Origin of the sequence: Bacillus sp. JS, from assembly GCF_000259365.1 — a bacterium.
GTDB lineage: Bacteria > Bacillota > Bacilli > Bacillales > Bacillaceae > Bacillus > Bacillus stercoris.
Genome location: NC_017743.1, coordinates 3,268,736 through 3,283,612, shown reverse-complemented (window position 1 = coordinate 3,283,612; position 14,877 = coordinate 3,268,736). Strand labels below are relative to the sequence as shown.

At 45.6% G+C, this 14,877-nt stretch carries 15 protein-coding genes and 1 riboswitch; of the genes, 11 read left to right on the top strand and 4 right to left on the bottom strand.

The window, feature by feature from the left end:
* Positions 1 to 15 precede the first annotated feature (15 nt).
* Positions 16 to 807 carry an SDR family NAD(P)-dependent oxidoreductase gene (locus MY9_RS16725; protein ID WP_014665350.1) on the bottom strand — a complete coding sequence of 264 codons (792 nt, stop codon included), beginning with the start codon at positions 805 to 807 and terminating at the stop codon, positions 16 to 18.
* A 152-nt stretch (positions 808 to 959) separates the two neighbouring features.
* Positions 960 to 1,099: riboswitch (cobalamin riboswitch) on the top strand.
* A 106-nt stretch (positions 1,100 to 1,205) separates the two neighbouring features.
* Between MY9_RS16725 and MY9_RS16715 the strand changes: the two genes are divergently transcribed.
* From MY9_RS16715 to liaR, 11 genes are all read left to right on the top strand, one after another.
* Complete coding sequence (locus tag MY9_RS16715) at positions 1,206 to 2,150, top strand: ABC transporter substrate-binding protein (protein ID WP_014665348.1); 945 nt, start codon at positions 1,206 to 1,208, stop codon at positions 2,148 to 2,150.
* The gene (locus tag MY9_RS16710; RefSeq protein WP_014665347.1) at positions 2,113 to 3,174 is read left to right on the top strand and encodes a FecCD family ABC transporter permease; all 1,062 of its coding nucleotides are present in this window, start codon (positions 2,113 to 2,115) and stop codon (positions 3,172 to 3,174) included. Before MY9_RS16715 ends, MY9_RS16710 begins: the two co-directional genes overlap by 38 nt.
* Positions 3,174 to 4,502, top strand: coding sequence for an ABC transporter ATP-binding protein (locus MY9_RS16705; RefSeq protein WP_081483686.1), 1,329 nt, complete (start codon positions 3,174 to 3,176; stop codon positions 4,500 to 4,502). The genes MY9_RS16710 and MY9_RS16705 overlap by 1 nt, the downstream gene beginning before the upstream one ends.
* A 23-nt stretch (positions 4,503 to 4,525) precedes the next feature.
* The gene (locus MY9_RS16700; RefSeq protein WP_014665345.1) at positions 4,526 to 5,113 is read left to right on the top strand and encodes a cob(I)yrinic acid a,c-diamide adenosyltransferase; all 588 of its coding nucleotides are present in this window, start codon (positions 4,526 to 4,528) and stop codon (positions 5,111 to 5,113) included.
* A gap of 168 nt (positions 5,114 to 5,281) precedes the next feature.
* Complete coding sequence (locus MY9_RS16695; RefSeq protein WP_014665343.1) at positions 5,282 to 6,550, top strand: MFS transporter; 1,269 nt, start codon at positions 5,282 to 5,284, stop codon at positions 6,548 to 6,550.
* A 161-nt stretch (positions 6,551 to 6,711) separates the two neighbouring features.
* Positions 6,712 to 7,092 (top strand): cell envelope stress-induced membrane anchor protein LiaI, encoded by a 381-nt coding sequence (liaI, locus tag MY9_RS16690; protein WP_014665342.1) that lies wholly within the window; start codon positions 6,712 to 6,714, stop codon positions 7,090 to 7,092.
* 26 nt (positions 7,093 to 7,118) lie between these two features.
* The gene (gene liaH / locus MY9_RS16685) at positions 7,119 to 7,796 is read left to right on the top strand and encodes a stress responsive protein LiaH (RefSeq protein ID WP_014665341.1); all 678 of its coding nucleotides are present in this window, start codon (positions 7,119 to 7,121) and stop codon (positions 7,794 to 7,796) included.
* 100 nt (positions 7,797 to 7,896) lie between these two features.
* Positions 7,897 to 8,769 carry a LiaG family protein gene (liaG, locus tag MY9_RS16680; protein ID WP_014665340.1) on the top strand — a complete coding sequence of 291 codons (873 nt, stop codon included), beginning with the start codon at positions 7,897 to 7,899 and terminating at the stop codon, positions 8,767 to 8,769.
* Positions 8,770 to 8,802: 33 nt separating this feature from the next.
* Complete coding sequence (gene liaF / locus MY9_RS16675) at positions 8,803 to 9,528, top strand: LiaRS two-component regulatory system accessory protein LiaF (RefSeq protein WP_014665339.1); 726 nt, start codon at positions 8,803 to 8,805, stop codon at positions 9,526 to 9,528.
* The gene (liaS, locus tag MY9_RS16670) at positions 9,525 to 10,607 is read left to right on the top strand and encodes a two-component system sensor histidine kinase LiaS (protein ID WP_014665338.1); all 1,083 of its coding nucleotides are present in this window, start codon (positions 9,525 to 9,527) and stop codon (positions 10,605 to 10,607) included. The genes liaF and liaS overlap by 4 nt, the downstream gene beginning before the upstream one ends.
* Entirely contained in the window at positions 10,585 to 11,220 is a 636-nt protein-coding gene (gene liaR / locus MY9_RS16665; RefSeq protein WP_014665337.1) for a two-component system response regulator LiaR, read from the top strand. Before liaS ends, liaR begins: the two co-directional genes overlap by 23 nt.
* A 7-nt stretch (positions 11,221 to 11,227) precedes the next feature.
* Here the strand turns inward: liaR and gerAC are convergent, their stop codons facing one another.
* The 3 genes from gerAC to gerAA are packed head-to-tail and all read right to left on the bottom strand — an operon-like array spanning position 11,228 to position 14,860.
* Positions 11,228 to 12,349: a spore germination receptor protein GerAC gene (gene gerAC / locus MY9_RS16660; protein WP_014665336.1), complete on the bottom strand. Its 1,122-nt coding sequence runs from the start codon at positions 12,347 to 12,349 to the stop codon at positions 11,228 to 11,230.
* Positions 12,346 to 13,443 carry a spore germination receptor protein GerAB gene (gene gerAB / locus MY9_RS16655; protein ID WP_041521424.1) on the bottom strand — a complete coding sequence of 366 codons (1,098 nt, stop codon included), beginning with the start codon at positions 13,441 to 13,443 and terminating at the stop codon, positions 12,346 to 12,348. Before gerAB ends, gerAC begins: the two co-directional genes overlap by 4 nt.
* A complete protein-coding gene (gerAA, locus tag MY9_RS16650; protein ID WP_014665334.1) occupies positions 13,412 to 14,860 on the bottom strand; it encodes a spore germination receptor protein GerAA in 1,449 nt (482 codons plus the stop codon). Before gerAA ends, gerAB begins: the two co-directional genes overlap by 32 nt.
* Positions 14,861 to 14,877 lie beyond the last annotated feature (17 nt).

Genomic DNA, 14,877 nt, shown 5'->3' with positions numbered 1-14,877 from the left:
ATGCGTTTTTGCATGTTACAGAGAACGGATAATGCCGCCTTCCACACGCTGTGCCGTGCCGTTAATGGCGGAGGCGGCGTCAGACGCGAGGAATACGATTGTGTTGGCGACTTCTTCTGCTGTCGCGTATCGCTGAATAAGCGAAGTCGGCTCATTGACCTTGAAATAGTCTTTGATAAATGTATCTGTATCCTGGCCGGCTGCTTGTGCGGCGCCTTCCATATAGGATGCAACGCCCTCTGTCCAAGTAGGCCCCGGAAGCACTGAGTTGACCGTCACATTTGTGCCTTTTGTCATTTCAGCCATTCCTCTTGACAGGCTGATCAGCGCCGTTTTTGTCATTGAGTATGGAATCATCGTTGGCAGCGGTTTGATGCCTGCTTCACTTGCAATATTTAAAATGCGGCCGCTGTTTTTGGCAAGCATCTTTGGAAGGAAGTGACGGCTTGTCCGAACGGCGCTCATCACGTTCACTTCGAAATATTGATTCCACTCTTCATCTGTCACATCGGCAAAGTCTTTTACCTCGAAGAAACCGAGGTTGTTGACAAGGATATCGATATCACCGATTTCATTTACTTTTTCGATAAAAGCCGCTGCTTCATCTGTTTTTGACAAATCGGCAGCAACACCGTGCACTGTTCCATAGCCAGAAAGCTCTTCAATGGTACGATCGACAGTCTCCTGTTTGCGTCCGTTGACAATGACTGCCGCACCCTCTTGCAGAAAGCTTTTTGCGGCGGCTTTCCCGATGCCGGACGTTGAGCCGGTGATTAAGACGAGTTTGTCTTTTAGCTGTAAATTCATAAGAATCATTCCTTTTGATTGATGATGGTATTAAGTATACAAGATCAAATTTAGTGTTTACGAGGATTTTGCTCCCATACACAATACGGGAAAAGTCATTCAGGACGCATATACAAGCCTGTCAGTCATATAGTATAATTACTCCGAAAAAAGGATACGAATGTCAAATAGGTGCCGGTCCGTGGACAACAGCCGGCTTAATAGGGAAACCGGTAAAAGCCGGTGCGGTCCCGCCACTGTAATTGGCCAAAGCGCCAAGAGCCAGGATACCTGCCTGTTTGATCAGCACGAATTCTGCGAGGACAGATGATGTGTAAACAATAGGCTTTTTTGTGTTGTTTACAGCATCTTTACCGTCGTAGAGATGCTTTTTTTAGTTCGTTTAGGAGGAAAAGTGTATGAAAAAACGAGCCGGGATATGGACTGCGCTCCTGCTGGCCGCTGTTATGCTGGCAGGCTGCGGCAATTCTGCGGATCAGAAGGATTCCAAGGCAAAACAAAAGACAGAAGCGTTTCCTGTCACCATTGATGATGCGTCAAACCAGGATGTAACCATCAAAAAAGAGCCGAAAAAGATTGTTTCATTAATGCCGAGCAACACAGAAATTACATATGCTCTCGGCCTCGGTGACAAAGTGGTCGGTGTCACCACAAACGATACCTATCCAAAGGAAGTCAAAAAGGTTGAAAAAGTCGGAGATATGAATGTAAACGTTGAAAAAGTCATTTCTCTAAAGCCAGATCTCGTTCTGGCTCACGAGTCTTCCATGTCAGCATCAGCTGATGCCATCAAACAGCTGAAGGATGCGGGCATTACCGTGCTGACTGTCAATGATGCACAATCATTCTCCGAGGTGTACAAATCAATCGAAATGATCGGAGAAGCTGCCGGGGCTGAGAAACAAGCCGATCAGCTCGTGAAAAGCATGAAATCAGATATAAAGGATATTAAAGAAAAAGCGAAAACCATTTCAAAGGACGAGGAGAAAAGTGTATTTATCGAGGTTTCTCCTGACCCGGACATTTATACAACCGGAAAAGATACGTTTATGAATGAAATGCTGAATGTCATCCATGCTAAAAACGCAGCGGCGGATCAGACTGGATGGGTGCAAATGACAGACGAGGCGATCGTAAAACTCAATCCTGATGCAATTGTTACAACGGACGGTGTGAAAGCGAAAGCTGTGGAAAAACGCAATGGCTGGAGCGAAATCAATGCTGTGAAACATCATCGCGTATATGATGTGGACCCTGATCTTGTGACACGTTCGGGTCCCCGTCTGATCGAAGGGGTCGAAGAACTTGCGGAAAGCATTTACCCAGATACGTTTAAGAAATAATCGTTTTGCCGCATATATCATCGGTTTCTTATTTTTAGCCGTGAGCATCATCTTAGGAATTTCTTGCGGCAGCCTGCAAATTCCTATTCCCGCAGTCTTTCGTGTCTTTTGGCATCAAGGCTTCGGCGGCTCTATCGGCTCTGATGATCCGATGTACACAAATATTATGATGAATATCAGACTGCCGAGAGTTGTGCTGGCCGCCCTTGTGGGGGCGGCTCTTTCTATCGCAGGGGCCGCTTTTCAGGGGCTGCTGAAAAATCCGCTTGCTGATCCCTATACGCTCGGTGTTTCATCCGGTGCTTCAGTTGGCGCGGTTGTGACCCTATTCTTTAGCCTGCAGCTTCCTGGCATCGGAGGGTTTACACTCCCGGTTATGAGTGTAGCCGCGGCGCTTGCCACGATCGCGGCGGTCCTTTCCTTCAGTCGCCTCGTTCACACTTCGATGTCTGTTTCCACCCTCATTTTGACTGGTGTTATCATCAACTCTTTTTTGGGCGCATTTATTTCTCTTATCATCGCCTTGACAGGAGACAACCTGCTTCCGATTGTGCATTGGCTGCTTGGCAGCGTTTCAATGAGAGGCTGGAGTTATGTTATTTTGTTTCTTCCGTTTTTTCTTTTGGGAACCATTTTATTGATTATAAACGGAAGGGAGCTGAACGTGATGACATATGGAGAAGACAAAGCAAAGCTTCTCGGAGTCAGCGTTCAGCAAAGGAAGATGATGATTTTAATAGCCGGCTCTCTTTTGACCGGAAGCGCTGTGGCAGTGTCGGGCACGATCGGCTTTGTCGGCCTTGTCATTCCGCATATCACAAGGCTTTTGTGGGGAACAGACCATCGGCATTTACTGCCGCTGTCCGCCTTGCTCGGGGCAGGGTTTCTCGTTTTAGCCGATCTGCTTTCCAGAACGATCATTGAGCCAATTGAACTGCCGATCGGGATCATTACGTCCTTGGCTGGAGCGCCTGTGTTCGCTCTAATTTTAATTCGGCAGCACCGCGGGAGGAAAAGCTTATGATGAAGGCAGAAGGATTGTCGGGAGGATACGGCGACAGCTGTCTGGTCAACAATGTCAGCTTAACAGTGGAGAAGGGGGAATTCCTCGGAATTCTCGGCCCTAATGGAAGCGGGAAAACCACGCTTTTGCACTTGCTGACAGGCACGCTGCCGGCCAAAGAAGGCAGCGTTTATCTGGCCGGAAAACCGCTGGCGGACTATAAACCGAAGGAACTGGCGCAAATCATGGCTGTCCTGCCGCAAAAAACGGATCAAGCCTTCACCTTTACGGTCGAAGAAACTGTGGCCTTTGGCAGATATCCGTTCCAAACGGGGCTGTTCAGACAGCAGACTGAAAAGGATAAAGCCATTGTACAGAAAGCAATGGAGCAAACAGGAGTGGCCGCTTTTGCGCAAAAGCCGGTCCGCGAACTAAGCGGAGGGGAACAGCAGCGGGTGTATTTGGCCCAAGCTTTGGCGCAGCAGCCGCGTATTTTATTTTTGGACGAGCCGACCAATTTTCTCGATCTGGCTTATCAAAAAGACCTGCTTGATCTGATCAAACGCTTGACGAGTGAAAGCGGATTGGCAGCTGTCAGCGTTTTTCATGATTTGAACACCGCAAGCCTGTACTGTGATGGGCTCATGTTTATGAAAAACGGCACCCCAGGGCCTAAGCAAATACCGGAATATGCTGTCACAGAACATCGCATAAAGGCGGTGTACGATACAGATGTCACCGCCTTGGTTCATCAAAGCTCACCTAAACCGATGATTGTGATTCAGCCTGAAAAAGACAGCGTAAAGCGGCAGTTTATCCCATTTGAAGCATTGCTCCAAGCGGGGCGTGATGATATTCTTCTGCAAACGGAAATCCCGCTTCGAACATTGTCCTCGACGCCTATCGGTGCAGGGTTTTCGTGGAGCAGAACGCTGATCCATAAACGGCTGCCAGATCAGTCAGATCGGATAAAAGGACTTGCAGCCTATCTTTCAGAGAACGGTTTTCAACTGGAGGAAACGTGTGCGACCGCATCTTCAGAAAGGCTTGACCGTTTCGTTTATCGAACGTTTGAGGATGAAGAGTTATCTGTTTTCATATGCGTTCAGACCGGCTTTTCCATTTGGATTTTGATTAATGGCTATGCGTCAGATCAATTCTTCATCAAAGCTCTTATGGCTGCCGAAGCAGAACGGACGAAAGTGCTGGGAGACAGACGAGATACAGGTGATATTCTCGTCGCCGCGACCCAAACTCAGCAATCCGAAAACACAGAACAGCGGCTGAATCAATTGATAAAGAACGGAACAGCTGAATGTGTAAAAGAGGCTGCTGAGCTGTTTGAATAAGTCTGAGTAAAGGAGGTTCAGGTATGAAACTATATACAAAAACAGGCGATAAGGGACAAACGGGCTTAATCGGGGGCAGAACGGACAAGGACAGTCCCCGCGTCGAAAGCTACGGCACGATTGACGAGCTTAACAGCTTTCTCGGGCTTGCTTTGGCAGAGCTTTCCGGGCAGCCCGGTTTTGAAGATCTGACAGCAGAGCTGCTGACCATCCAGCATGAGCTGTTTGACTGCGGAGGCGATCTGGCAATTGCTACAGAAAGAAAAGACTATAAACTAACGGAAGAATCTGTTTCCTTTTTAGAAACGCGCATTGATGCCTACACTGCAGAAGCGCCGGAACTGAAGAAATTTATTCTTCCAGGCGGATCGAAGGGTGCTTCGCTTCTCCATGTGGCGCGTACCATTACAAGGCGGGCAGAGCGAAGAGTGGTGACACTGATGAAATCGGAGGAGATTCATGAAACAGTGCTGCGTTATCTCAATCGACTGTCCGACTATTTCTTTGCCGCTGCACGGGTTGTGAATGCAAGAAGCGGTATTGGCGATGTAGAATATGAAAGAAGTGCTATTGTGTTTCGGGACCGAAACAGCAGTGAATCGGAAAAGTAAAAGTGAGAGCCGGCGTGTTCATATACATGCCGGCTTTTTTGTTTTTCACCCTGTCAATTTCCCATTTTGCGACAAAAAATGAACCTTATGAATTATTGACTGAAAAATGGAAAAATGAGATATTGTAATAAATAGATGTAAAAAATAGGCAGTGGGGGGCTCTGATGGATGGTGAATTTAATTGAAAGTGATAGCATCTGGAAGAGAAATTTCAATTATCTGTTTTTCTCAAGAATAGTCAAGATATCCGGCGATATGTTCGCATTTAATTCAATATTATGGTTTTTAATTTATGATGGCAAAGGTGCGATCGGCACTGCTTTATTGATTGCTGTCACTTTTTTGCCGGAAGCCGTGCTGGCGCCTGTGACAGGGCCATTTATGAAACAGAGCACGCTCAAATTTTGGATGTACTTTTCAGATCTGACAAGGGCAGCAATTGTTTTGATTATCCCTCTATGCCATTTTGCGGGCTTCTCTCCGCTGTGGTTTGTCATGACGCTTATGATTGTGCATTCTGCTACTGGAGCTGCCTACAATCCCGCCTCAATCGCTTTGATTCCTCAAATCGTAAATGAACAGGGCATTCAAAAAGCAAACGCTGTGCTCCAATCCTCCGCTCAAATTGTCCGGCTCGGGGCTGTCACATTATGCGGCGCTTTTCTTACATTTATCAGCCCTTCTTATACGATGCTTATCGCACTTGTGCTCTATTTGGTGTCAGGTTTTCTCGTCCTTTTTATTAAGTACACTGCGGTTGAGTCTCAATCAGAGGCTGCTGTTGTGACACAGAGAGGCACGTATATCGGAAGACTGAAACGCGGTTTTAGGCTCGTCAGAAAGCATCAGATTTTATATCCGCTCGCTATTTACTGTATCTTTATGAATTTCGCGGCTGCCCCTTGGGAAGCGCTCTCAGCCGTATACGTTGCGGAAGATTTAAACGGCCAGCCGATCGTTTACTCGCTTTTAAAGGCCACCACCGCCGCAGGCGCATTTTTATTAGGATTTGTGCTGGCGAAAGTCAAAGTAAACAGGTACGGGCTGCTTTTCGTCACTGCCGGCATTATTGAAGGATTTGCTTTCTTTATTACCGGGATGAACACCTTTTTGCCGCTCGTGTTTTTCGCCGCGTTTACCTTCGGCGCCGCAGTCAGTGCTGTTAATGTTCCTGAGTACACGATAATCCAGACCTCTGTGGATAGTGAGGATCAGCCGCAGGTTTACGCCGTTATACATATGATCTCAAATATTTCGATCCCTGCCGGAGCTGTCATTTGCGGATATGCCGCAAATGCTTTCGGCTCAGGAAAAGTGATCGCTGCCGGAGGGATTGTCGAAATTATTGCGGGTATCGGAATTTTGCTGTTTACAAAACTGGCCAAAGCAGAAAGGTCCGACCTGATTAAAGAAAGGGAAGCAAGTGTTCATCTGTAAAGGGTTTTGAAACGCCATGCCTCGTGCATGGCTTTTTTTTGTGCCGATGGGTCCGGTGCGAGATACGACTCGGGTCTTATATAAAAATCAATCTCTGATTCGTTTTGCATAAATGCCAACTTGTATAAGATGAAGACAAGGAAAACGAAAGGAGGATCTGCATGAAGATAAACAAAAAAACAGTAGGCGGATTCTTATTAATTGTATTTGGGATCTCCGTCTTTTTTGGAGGAGGAAGCTTCGGCTTTATCATCCCGCTCGCCATCGGGAGCTTAATGACATACGCAGGAGTCAAAAGGTTTGCCGCAGGAAAAACCATCACGGGAATCATCGTGGGCGGTATCGGAGCCATTATGCTCATCTGCTCACTTCCGTTTGTCGTCGGAATCGCATTGGCAGCCGCTATGGTGTATTACGGCTGGAAGCTGATGAAAAACGGATCAGCTGACAACGGTGTATCATCTTTTGATCCTGAACCGGCTTCAACTGCCTACCAATCTCACTTTGATGACGAATGGGAAGAATTTTTGAAGAAAAAATAATATCAATATATTAGGAGGAATTAGGTATGGTATTAAAAAGAATCAGAGACATGTTTGTTGCGTCAGTTCATGAAGGACTTGATAAAATGGAGAATCCAAAGGTAATGCTGAATCAATATGTACGCGATATGGAAAGTGACATTGCAAAAGCAAAGCAAACAATTGTGAAACAGCACACGATTGCCTATCAATTTAAGAAAAAATATGAAGAAGCCGCTGAAGTGGCTGGCAAACGGAAAAAACAGGCACAGCTCGCATTTGACGCAGGTGAAGAAGAACTGGCGAAAAAAGCGCTGACTGAAATGAAGTATTTAGAAGGGAAGGCGGCAGAGCATAAAGTTTCCTATGAACAGGCTAACAGTCAGCTGGCTGACCTGAAAGAACAGCTGGCGGCTCTTGAAACAAAGCTTCAAGACGTAAAGGATAAAAAACAGGCGCTGATTGCGCGGGCAAATGCGGCGAAAGCTAAAGAGCATATGAATACGACATTTGACAAAATTGACAGTGAAAGCGCGTATCGTGAATTTTTACGTATTGAAAATCGTATTGAAGAAATGGAAATCCGCGCGGATTATTCAAAGTCAGCGGAAGCCGGCACAGAACTAACACGCAAGGAATTCGCAGATGATGTGGAAGCGGAGATTGAAAAAATGCGGGCGCTCTCACTGCAAAAATTAGACAAGACACAAGCGGCAAATGAATAAGCGGAACGGGGAAGGATTTGCGGTCAAGTCCTTCCCTTCCGCACGTATCAATTCGCAAGCTTTTCCTTTATAATAGAATGAATGAGAAGGATGAAACCGAATGAAAAAAATGCTTGGCAAACTGTTGATCACTGCCGGTATTCTTGTCTTTTTCGCCGTCGTCGTAAAAGACGTGTTTGCCGCAGGCTTGGGTTTCATAAATGGCACAGAAGCCGATTCAGCCAGCGCGTTGCCGCGGGACATTGACAGCATGGTCATAGAGTCCGATAGCAAGGATGTGCGGGTCATAGCGGAAGAACGAAATGACATATCAGCAGGCATTGAAGGAGACTCGGGAAAGTTATTTGTTACTGAAAACAAAAGAAAACTGGAGCTGACCGTAAAGGAAAAAGAATTTCAATTTTTGAATGGGTTTAACCGTTCGACTCTTATCGTCCGGCTTCCGTATGATTACAAAGGTGATCTGACAGTGCGAACCTCAAGCGGGGACGTGTCTGTGGCCGGGAATGACCATCTTGCGCTTTCCAGGCTGAACGCAGTATCTGCGAGCGGAAATGCGAGAGTGACAGACGTCCGTCTTCAAGAACTGAAAGTAAAGGGGTCATCCGGAGATGTCACCATTTCAAATACCGATTACAAAACAGCCGGCATTGACTTAGCTTCAGGAGACGCAAATCTGGCTGATGTATCAGGCTCTCTCGATGTAAAAATGACTTCGGGAGATTTTAATGCTGTATTGAAAAAGGTAACCGGGCCCTTAGCTGTCAAGCTGACAAGCGGTGATGCCAATCTAAGCCTTCCCAAAAACGGCAGCTTTACAGTCAAAGCGAAATCAGCGAGCGGTGACGTCAGTTCGCCGTATTCATTTGCTGATACAGCACATAAAGAACAGCATCACATCACAGGCTCGCAAGGAAGCGGCCAGCATCCAATCGATATCAAAACGGATAGCGGGGATGTAACGATTCGGTAGCACTAGGCAGAAGAAAGGAGGCGGACACCAGGAATGACAAAAAAACAGCTTCTTGGATTTATCATTGCTTTATTCGGCATCAGTATGTTTTTGCAAATTATCGGAATAGGCGATCTGCTGTTTTGGCCGCTCTTTTTTCTGATTGCCGGCTATTTCCTTAAAAAATATTCCCGTGATTGGCTTGGATCGGTCATGTATATCTTTGCCGCGTTTCTTTTTTTGAGAAACCTCTTCAGCATCACCTTTAATTTATTCGGCTATGCGTTTGCCGCATTTCTGATTTACGCCGGCTACAGGCTTGTCAAAGGGAAGCCGATATTCGAACCGAATGAGAAACGGGTCAACCTCAATAAAAAAGAACATCATGAGCCGCCGAAAGATGTGAAACAGCCTGACATGCGCAGCTTTTTTATCGGAGAGCTGCAAATGATGAAGCAGCCGTTTGACCTGAATGATTTAAATGTCTCTGGTTTTATCGGTGATATCAAAATCGATTTATCTAAAGCGATGATTCCCGAAGGAGAAAGCACGATCGTCATTAGCGGAGTCATTGGAAACGTTGATATTTATGTACCATCGGACCTTGAAGTGGCTGTCAGCTCGGCTGTTTTCATAGGTGACATCAATCTGATCGGCTCGAAGAAAAGCGGATTAAGCACGAAGGTATATGCCGCGTCAACTGATTTCAGCGAGTCAAAGCGCCGGGTCAAAGTGTCCGTTTCCCTATTTATCGGTGATGTGGATGTGAAGTACGTATGAGAAAAAAACTGCTTGCCAGTCTTCAATGGCGCGCCATCCGCATGACAACGGGAATCAGCCTCCTGCTTTTTGCCTGCTTGATTTCCTTTATGATGTTTTACTACCGGCTCGATCCGCGTGTTTTGCTGTCATCAAGCTGGTTCGGAATACCGTTTATTCTAATTTTGCTGCTGATCAGCGTGACGGTCGGTTTCGCCTCAGGGTATATGTATGGCAACCGATTGAAGACAAGGGTTGATACATTAATTGAATCGATTTTAACCTTTGAAAACGGCAATTTCGCTTATCGGATACCGCCGCTCGGAGATGATGAAATCGGCCTGGCCGCCGATCAGCTGAACGAAATGGCGAAGCGCGTGGAGCTTCAAGTCGCATCCTTGCAGAAGCTTTCCAATGAACGTGCGGAATGGCAGGCGCAAATGAAGAAGTCGGTCATATCAGAAGAACGCCAGCGATTGGCCAGAGACCTACATGATGCTGTCAGCCAGCAGCTCTTTGCCATATCGATGATGACATCAGCCGTGCTGGAACATGTCAAGGATGCTGATGATAAAACAGTCAAGCGGATCAAGATGGTCGAGCATATGGCAGGCGAAGCCCAAAATGAGATGAGGGCGTTGCTGCTTCATTTACGGCCTGTCACCCTTGAAGGAAAAGGGCTGAAGGAGGGCCTGACGGAGCTTTTGGACGAGTTCCGAAAAAAGCAGCCGCTTGATATTGAGTGGGATATACAAGACACAGCGATATCCAAGGGTGTTGAAGACCACTTGTTCAGAATCGTGCAGGAGGCCCTTTCAAACGTATTTAGACATTCAAAAGCGTCTAAAGTAACCGTGATTCTGGGCATAAAGAACAGTCAGCTCCGTCTGAAGGTGATTGATAATGGAAAAGGCTTTAAAATGGGCCAGGTGAAAGCATCCTCATACGGCTTAAATTCTATGAAGGAACGTGCAAGTGAAATCGGCGGGGTCGCCGAAGTGATTTCAGTAGAAGGAAAAGGCACACAAATCGAAGTGAAGGTCCCGATTTTCCCGGAAGAAAAAGGAGAGAACGAACGTGATTCGAGTATTATTGATTGATGATCATGAAATGGTCAGAATGGGGCTCGCGGCTTTTTTGGAGGCGCAGCCCGATATTGAAGTCATCGGCGAAGCATCTGACGGCGGCGAAGGTGTTCGGCTTGCTGCGGAACTATTGCCCGATGTCATTTTAATGGATCTAGTCATGGAGGGCATGGATGGCATCGAAGCTACAAAGCAAATTTGCCGGGAGCTTTCCGACCCGAAAATTATTGTGCTCACTAGCTTCATTGATGATGACAAAGTGTACCCGGTTATTGAAGCTGGCGCGCTCAGCTATCTGTTGAAAACCTCAAAAGCGGCAGAAATCGCCGATGCCATCCGCGCTGCAAGCAAGGGAGAGCCAAAGCTGGAATCAAAAGTGGCGGGAAAAGTATTGTCCAGGCTGCGCCACTCAGGTGAAAACGCGCTCCCGCATGATTCCCTTACGAGACGGGAACTCGAAATACTCTGCCTGATCGCAGAAGGAAAAACAAACAAAGAAATAGGCGAGGAACTGTTTATTACGATTAAAACAGTCAAAACGCATATTACGAATATTTTATCAAAGCTGGATGTCAGTGACCGGACGCAGGCGGCGGTGTACGCGCATCGAAACCATCTCGTAAAATAGGCGGCTCCTATTTGTTTGCGCCTTTCGTTCCGAAGTCTCTGACAACCACATTGACCCGGTAGTCTATTTCCGCATTGCTGAAATAATCATCGTCCCATTTTCTTGCGATCTTTTTCCACTTTTGAGGATAATGAATTCTGACTTGGTTTCCCAATCCGGTTACGTCCGCTTTGATCTCTTTCTGCAGCTTCTCTGTAATAAATGTCGTTACTGTTTTGTGTACTTGTTTTTCGACTGTCTTTTCAATACTTTTAATATATGAATCCTTAAACGAATCTTCATTTGGATTCCAGTCCTCAGATAGACGACCTTCAATAGTTCGGGTGACAGTGAATTTGAACTTTCCATCCTTGTAGTCCGTCTTGATTTTCCGGTTGCTCGAATATACTTCATAAGAAAAGAGATGGCCATCGCGCTTCAAGTCAATGACGCCTCCTTCGACAGTGCCTGAAAATAAGTTGACATTTTGAACCTCAATCGGGGTGAGATCCCGGTGCCATAATTTGTTTTTGATGATAGAGGCTCCGTTTATCGCGAGCTTGCCATTTTCCTTACCGACATGAGGGATGAGGAATGAATCGTCAGAGGTTAAGTGTTCTGAGATCTCCCCCAATGTAACTGGCTCCATCATTCTGATCGTCACCTTATTATTTTCTGTCAGATCATATATCACGTTGGATGCGGGCTCGCCTTCATCATTCATTTTAAATATATCCTTAGTTCGGCCGTTGGTGATAAAGACGTAGGAACTCCTCCTTGTTCCGTTGTCTCTGACAAACTGGTTAATGATCGCGTCCATTCCAATCTCATCCGCAATCACGCTCTTGGAAAGCAGAATGAGACGCAAATGCTGTGAAAACGTAGGATTATGCTTTAATGCAGAGGTTCTCATCATTTGATGGACAGTTTCACCCTTTGTGATAGACAGCTGTGTCGGGTCAGATGAAGAGCCCTCCTTGGCGCTGATTTTTTTCGGCACGAGAATCTGCTGTGTCAGCTCTAAATTTTTATCGTTGGGCTTGTCTAGGCCTACTCCGATCACCAAGCTTAATTCCTCGATATTCTCGCTGTCCCAACATCCGGACAGCAATAGGGTGCATATAAACATACATAAAATCCGGGTTTTCATTTTGCTGTAATCCTCCTTTTGAGAGCTACAATGAAAAAGAGAATGAAGGGAAGCAGAAACAGGAAGATGAAAATATATCCAAGATAATCGCTGTACATCATGACTTGATTGGCGTCATCCGGCCAAAGAGAAAAATAAAAGACCGTTATGCCGATGATCACCATACTTTTTTTAGTCGATAATCCGAATGTCTTCTTTAACCCATTAGCGGCAAAGTATCCGTAAATGACAAAAGTTGTGAAAAACTGGATGATCCAGACCACCAGTAAAAACGATTCAAACCGTTCAATAAATATGCCTTTAAGCTCAAAGGACTGAAAGAGAGAAATAGTCGGCCAAATTAGCGTTTTCACCTCGGGAGCGGTCAAAGCCCCGACAACGATAATATACGTAACGATATATAAGATAATCGGAATCAAAAATCCTATAGAAGCATATCTGAACGTGTATTTCTTTTTCTTCATATGTTCAGGAAGAAACAGCATCACTTCCATTCCTAAAAAAGAGATGGAAACGACGGTAAGGGAGTTTGCAACAGGTCCAAGGCCTTCGCCTAAAACAGGTCGCAAATTATTAATATCAAAAATTTTTAAACTGATCCCAAACACAACCAGCAAAATAATAATGGTTATCGTTAAATAAAAGGGAAACAGCCGCGACACATCACTTAAGCCTCCGACTATTAAATAAATGCCGCAGCAAATAAACGTTAAAATAATGACTTGAATGGGTGTTCTCTCGAGCAGGAAAAACTTCACCATTTCAGCCATGGCCCGGGTCTCGAAGCTGGCCACACCTAGGAAATAGCCGCAGATCAAAAGGCCGATGATGCTGCCGATCCATTTCCCAAGCCCTTCCTGCAAATACTCGAAGAGTGAAGGGTATTGATGTTTTTTCTGAATAAGCGTGTTTAAATAAATGAAGAAAATAAAAATGAAACCTTCTAATATCAGCGTGACCCAGCCATCAGGCGTATTAGCCTTAGTGGTCAGCGCTCTAGGCAAGGTTAAAAGTCCGGCCCCAAGCATTGTATTAGCAATAATCGAAATACCTTGAAAGGTATTAAGTTTCAGTGGAGTCTGTTTTTGGCTCATTTGGATTATTCGCCTCTTTTGGTTTGTTTTTAATTGGGAGACGGATAATGGAGTCATCCGTATTTTTCAGGCTGAAAAATCCGTTTGGCGAAAAATACGGAGACCCAAAGCTCGTTTGTCTCGTTAAGTGCGTATAAACGACAAGCATAAATAAAATAATGCCGTACAGCCCTAAAATAGCGGCGGAAAACATTGAAATAAAACGCAGCACCCGGAAAGACAGCCCCATTCCGTACTGAGGAACAGTAAAGGACGCCAGGGCAATGACACTGACGACAATGACCATAATCGAACTGACGAGATTCGCTTCTACAGCCGCCTGTCCGATTACTACGCCCCCGACGAGGCCGATCGTCTGTCCGAGCGGATTGGGGAGTCGCAGTCCGGCTTCCCTCAGCAGCTCAATGGTTACTTCCATCAGCAAGGCTTCAAATATCGGAGGGAACGGCACGTTTTCCCTATTTGCCGAAATCGTGACGGCGAGCGCGGTCGGCAGCAGCCCCTGATGAAATGAAACAAGTGCAATATAAATCGATGACAAAAACAAGGTGATAAAGATAGAAGCAAAGCGCAGCGACCGGATAAGAGATGCTGAAATCCAGCGTTCATAGTAGTCATCCGGGGACTGCATCAGGATGCCGAGAGAAACCGGCACCAGCAGCACAAATGGTGAACTGTCGACCAAAATTGCCACACGGCCGTTAAACAGGGCTGAAGAAACCTTGTCAGGCCTTTCCGTATTTTGAATCTGCGGAAAAGGTGAATATTTATTATCTTCAATGAGCTCCTCGAGCGTTCCGCTGTCCTGGATATCTTCCAGCTGGATATTTTTAAGCCGCGCTTTTACTTCTTTTATGACGGACTTTTTTGCTTTGCCTTCAATATACATAATGGCTGCAGGCTTCAGCTTGTTTTCGCCGATCATGATTTTTTTGGTGATTAATTTCGGATGAGAGGTTCTTTGTCTGATCAGAGCGAGATTTGTATCGATATCCTCTACAAACGCAACTTTTGGGCCGCGAACTACTTTTTCAGTTGTCGGCTCTGTCAGGCTTCTTGTTTTTTTCTTTCCTGTGCTCAGAATATAGGCTTTGTCTAATCCGTTGATAAACACGGCACAATTGCCGTTGAGAATCGATTCAATTGTTTTTTTTGCGGTTTCAATAGGTCTTGCGTCAAGCTGGTCAAGGCGTTTTTTGACCTGGTCAAGCGTTAAGGTCTCTTCATCTTTGATCAAAGTTTTAATGGCTTCTGACACCTTATTCTCATCAGTCAGTTCACTGAAATAGAGATAGTAAAAAACCAATCCGTTCGCAAGCATTTTTTTATTTTTCACAAGATCATCGTTTTCTTTTAATTTTGGAAGCAACAATGCTAAATTATCGTGTATATATTCCTTAAACTCTGTTTGTTCCAATGAGGTCACCTCTTATC

Excerpts from the sequence above, each read along its gene's own strand:
- MY9_RS16725 (WP_014665350.1), bottom strand. The coding sequence starts at position 807 with ATGAATTTACAGCTAAAAGACAAACTCGTCTTAATCACCGGCTCAACG.
- MY9_RS16715 (WP_014665348.1), top strand. The coding sequence starts at position 1,206 with ATGAAAAAACGAGCCGGGATATGGACTGCGCTCCTGCTGGCCGCTGTT.
- MY9_RS16705 (WP_081483686.1), top strand. The coding sequence starts at position 3,174 with ATGAAGGCAGAAGGATTGTCGGGAGGATACGGCGACAGCTGTCTGGTC.
- MY9_RS16700 (WP_014665345.1), top strand. The coding sequence starts at position 4,526 with ATGAAACTATATACAAAAACAGGCGATAAGGGACAAACGGGCTTAATC.
- MY9_RS16695 (WP_014665343.1), top strand. The coding sequence starts at position 5,282 with ATGGTGAATTTAATTGAAAGTGATAGCATCTGGAAGAGAAATTTCAAT.
- liaI (WP_014665342.1), top strand. The coding sequence starts at position 6,712 with ATGAAGATAAACAAAAAAACAGTAGGCGGATTCTTATTAATTGTATTT.
- liaH (WP_014665341.1), top strand. The coding sequence starts at position 7,119 with ATGGTATTAAAAAGAATCAGAGACATGTTTGTTGCGTCAGTTCATGAA.
- liaG (WP_014665340.1), top strand. The coding sequence starts at position 7,897 with ATGAAAAAAATGCTTGGCAAACTGTTGATCACTGCCGGTATTCTTGTC.
- liaF (WP_014665339.1), top strand. The coding sequence starts at position 8,803 with ATGACAAAAAAACAGCTTCTTGGATTTATCATTGCTTTATTCGGCATC.
- liaS (WP_014665338.1), top strand. The coding sequence starts at position 9,525 with ATGAGAAAAAAACTGCTTGCCAGTCTTCAATGGCGCGCCATCCGCATG.
- gerAC (WP_014665336.1), bottom strand. The coding sequence starts at position 12,349 with ATGAAAACCCGGATTTTATGTATGTTTATATGCACCCTATTGCTGTCC.
- gerAB (WP_041521424.1), bottom strand. The coding sequence starts at position 13,443 with ATGAGCCAAAAACAGACTCCACTGAAACTTAATACCTTTCAAGGTATT.